This window comes from Ideonella azotifigens (genome assembly GCF_006519715.1).
Taxonomy (GTDB): Bacteria; Pseudomonadota; Gammaproteobacteria; order Burkholderiales; family Burkholderiaceae_C; genus Ideonella; species Ideonella azotifigens.
This window is the reverse complement of record NZ_VIDT01000693.1, coordinates 1-2,790: the sequence shown is the minus strand read 5'-3', so window position 1 is coordinate 2,790 and position 2,790 is coordinate 1. Positions and strand designations below refer to the sequence as shown.

Annotated in this window: 4 protein-coding genes; 2 read left to right on the top strand and 2 right to left on the bottom strand. The window is 66.1% G+C overall.

The genetic code is table 11. The annotated features are described in order from the left end of the window. Both FKP22_RS26380 and FKP22_RS26375 read right to left on the bottom strand, forming a co-directional pair. On the bottom strand, window positions 1-469 hold a 469-nt coding region (locus FKP22_RS26380; protein WP_141290869.1), incomplete at its 3' end, for an ATP-binding cassette domain-containing protein. A 17-nt stretch (window positions 470-486) separates the two neighbouring features. Further along, a complete protein-coding gene (locus tag FKP22_RS26375; protein WP_141290867.1) occupies window positions 487-1,521 on the bottom strand; it encodes a putative 2-aminoethylphosphonate ABC transporter substrate-binding protein in 1,035 nt (344 codons plus the stop codon). Window positions 1,522-1,656: 135 nt separating this feature from the next. Here FKP22_RS26375 and FKP22_RS26370 point away from each other — a divergent pair, with 135 nt between their 5' ends. Together FKP22_RS26370 and FKP22_RS26365 are read left to right on the top strand one after the other, a co-directional pair. Beyond that, on the top strand, window positions 1,657-2,361 hold the full coding sequence (locus FKP22_RS26370) for a phosphonate utilization associated transcriptional regulator (RefSeq protein ID WP_141290865.1): 705 nt from the start codon (window positions 1,657-1,659) through the stop codon (window positions 2,359-2,361). After that, window positions 2,342-2,790, top strand: a 449-nt coding sequence (locus FKP22_RS26365) for an HD domain-containing protein (RefSeq protein WP_141290864.1), incomplete at its 3' end; no start/stop codon positions are given. The genes FKP22_RS26370 and FKP22_RS26365, both read left to right, overlap by 20 nt.

The following is a 2,790-nucleotide window of genomic DNA, read 5'->3' as shown; positions in this document are numbered from 1 at the left end:
GCTGCTGCCCGCCGGACATCTGCGCCGGGTATTTGGCGCCGCTGCCCGGCAGGCCGACCAGCGCCAGCAGTTCCTCGACCCGCGCGGCCACTTGTGCCCGAGGCAGGCGCCGGTTGACCAGGCCGTAGCCGACGTTGTCGGCAATGCTGAGGTTGGGGAACAGCGCGTAGGACTGGAAGACGATGCCGTAGTCGCGCGCGGCCGGCGGCAGGCGGGAGATGTCCCGCCCGGCTTGCACCAGCGTGCCGGCGCTCTGGGTTTCCAGCCCGGCAATGATGCGCAGCAAGGTCGTCTTGCCGCAGCCCGAAGGCCCGAGGAAGCAGACGAACTCGCCTGGCGCGATGGCCAGGTCAATGTCTTCCAGCGCGGTGAAAGCGCCGAACTGCTTGGCCACGCCTTGCAGCGACAGGCAAGGTTCGCGGCTTGCCGACACGTCGCCTGCCGGGGCTTGGGTTTGGGCTTGCAGCATCGCGGGCCAGCCTGGGCTTACTTCTTCTTTTCGCTCTTGACGTCGTAGCGCTTGGTCCACTCGGCCAGGATGCGCTCGCGGTTCGCCGCGGCGAATTCGAAGTCCATCTTGATCAGGCGGGACTCGTAATCGGCCGGGATGTTGGGCAGCTTGGGCGCGACGCCGGGCTGGGCCGTCAGCGCGAAGTTCTTGCCGTAGAGCAGCATCGCGTCCTTGCTCGAAGCCCAGTCGGCCAGCTTCTTCGCTGCCGCCAGGTTCTTGGTGCCCTTGTGGATGCCAAACGATTCCAGGTCCCAGCCCAGGCCTTCCTTGGGGAACACCAGCTCGATGGGCGCACCCTTGGCCTTGTTGGACTGGCCGCGGTACTCGAATGAGATGCCGGCCACAAACTCGCCGGCCGCCGCCATGTTGCAAGGCTTGGAGCCGGAGTGGGTGTATTGCGCGATGTTCTCGTGCAGCGCGTCCATGTACTTCCAGCCGCCGCCCTTGCCTGCATCGTCGCCCCACAGCTGCAGCCAGGCGACCACGTCGAAATAGCCGGTGCCCGATGAGGCCGGGTTGGGCATCACGATCTGGCCCTTGTACTCGGGCTTGGTCAGGTCCTTCCAGCTGGTGGGGATGGGAATGTTCTTCTTCTTGGCCTCGACGGTGTTGAAGCAGACGGTGGCACCGAACACGTCCATGCCCCACCAGGCCGGCGGCGACTTCTTGTCACGGTACTGCGGCATGATCGCGTCGAGGTTCAGCGGCGCGTAGGCTTCCAGCATGCCTTCGCGCGCCATCAGCGCCATGCTGGATGCCGCCACGCCCCAGACCGCGTCGGCCTGCGGATTGGCCTTTTCGGCCAGCAGCTTGGCGGTGATGACGCCGGTGGAGTCGCGCACCCACTTGATCTCGATGTCCGGGTTGACCTGGTTGAACGCCGCCTGGTAAGCCTTCAGCTGGTCGGTCTCCAGCGCGGTGTAGACGGTCAACGAAGTCTTCTCGGCCAGGGCACCGGTGGCGGCCACAAGGCCGATCACGGCAGCCAACATCGATTTCAGAAAGCGCATGCAAACTCCTGCAGATGAATGAACGGTCCTTGCGACGGTGCTCGCAAGATCAAGACCAGCCTCGCATTCTGCGGATTGAAGATGAAAGATTGTTGACAATCTCCAAACTGGCGCGAGTTCCCCTAAGATTCCGGCATGAGCACACCGACCATTGCACAGCTTCAGGGCACCTCGCTGCCAAGCTTGGTGCAGACCGAGATCGAACGCATGATCCTGAGCGGCGAGCTGGGCGCCGGAGCCAAGCTGCCGGAGGCCGCGCTGGCCGCTCAACTGGGCGTTTCGCGCGGGCCGCTGCGCGAGGCCTTTCGCATGCTGGAGCAGGCCGGCCTGGTGCGCACCGAGAAGAACCGCGGCGTGTTCGTGCGCGAGCTGCCCATCGCCGAGGTGCTGGAGATCTTCGAGGTGCGCGCGATGATGGACCAGTACGTGGGCCGCAAGCTGGCCACCACGCTGAAGGCTCCCGAGGTGCGCGAGCTGCGCAAGCTGGTCGACGCGATGGACAGCGCCGCCAAGGCAAGCGACGCCAACGACTTCCACCAGCTCAACCTGCAGCTGCACGACCGCCTGCTGGAGCTGGCCGGCAATGCCAAGCTGACGGCCACCTACCGCAAGCTGATCAACGAACTTTCGCTGCACCGCCGGCAAAACCTGACGGCGGAGTCGATGGCGATCTACGCCCGCGAGCACCGGCAGATCGTCAAGGCGATTGCCGCTGGCGACGCCGAGGCCGCGGGCGATGCCATGTTCCAGCACACGATGAACAGCCGCGAGCGCACGCTGCAGAACCACGTGAAGGCGCAGCAAGCGCAAGGGGCTGCGAATGTCGCTCACCTTGGCTGACATCGAAACACTGTTCGCAGCGCATGGCGGCACGATGTACAGCGGCGAGCCGGTCACGCAGACCGAGCACGCGCTGCAGACCGCCCGGCTGGCCGAGCAGGCCGGCGCCGACGACGAACTGGTGACGGCCGCGCTGCTGCACGACCTTGGCCATTTGCTGACGGCCGCAGCGCATGGCGACACGCCCACGCTGCACGGAGTGGACGACCAGCACCAGACCGCCGTGCTGCCACACCTGAAGCCGCTGTTCGGCCCGCGCGTGCTGCGCGCCATCGCCGGCCACGTCAACGCCAAGCGCTACCTTTGCGCGACCGACGATGGCTACCGCGAACAGCTGTCGGCCGATTCGGTGCGCAGCCTGGCGCTGCAGGGCGGCGTGTTCAGCGCGCAGCAGGCGCGGGCCTTCATTGCCGCACCAGGGGCCGCCGA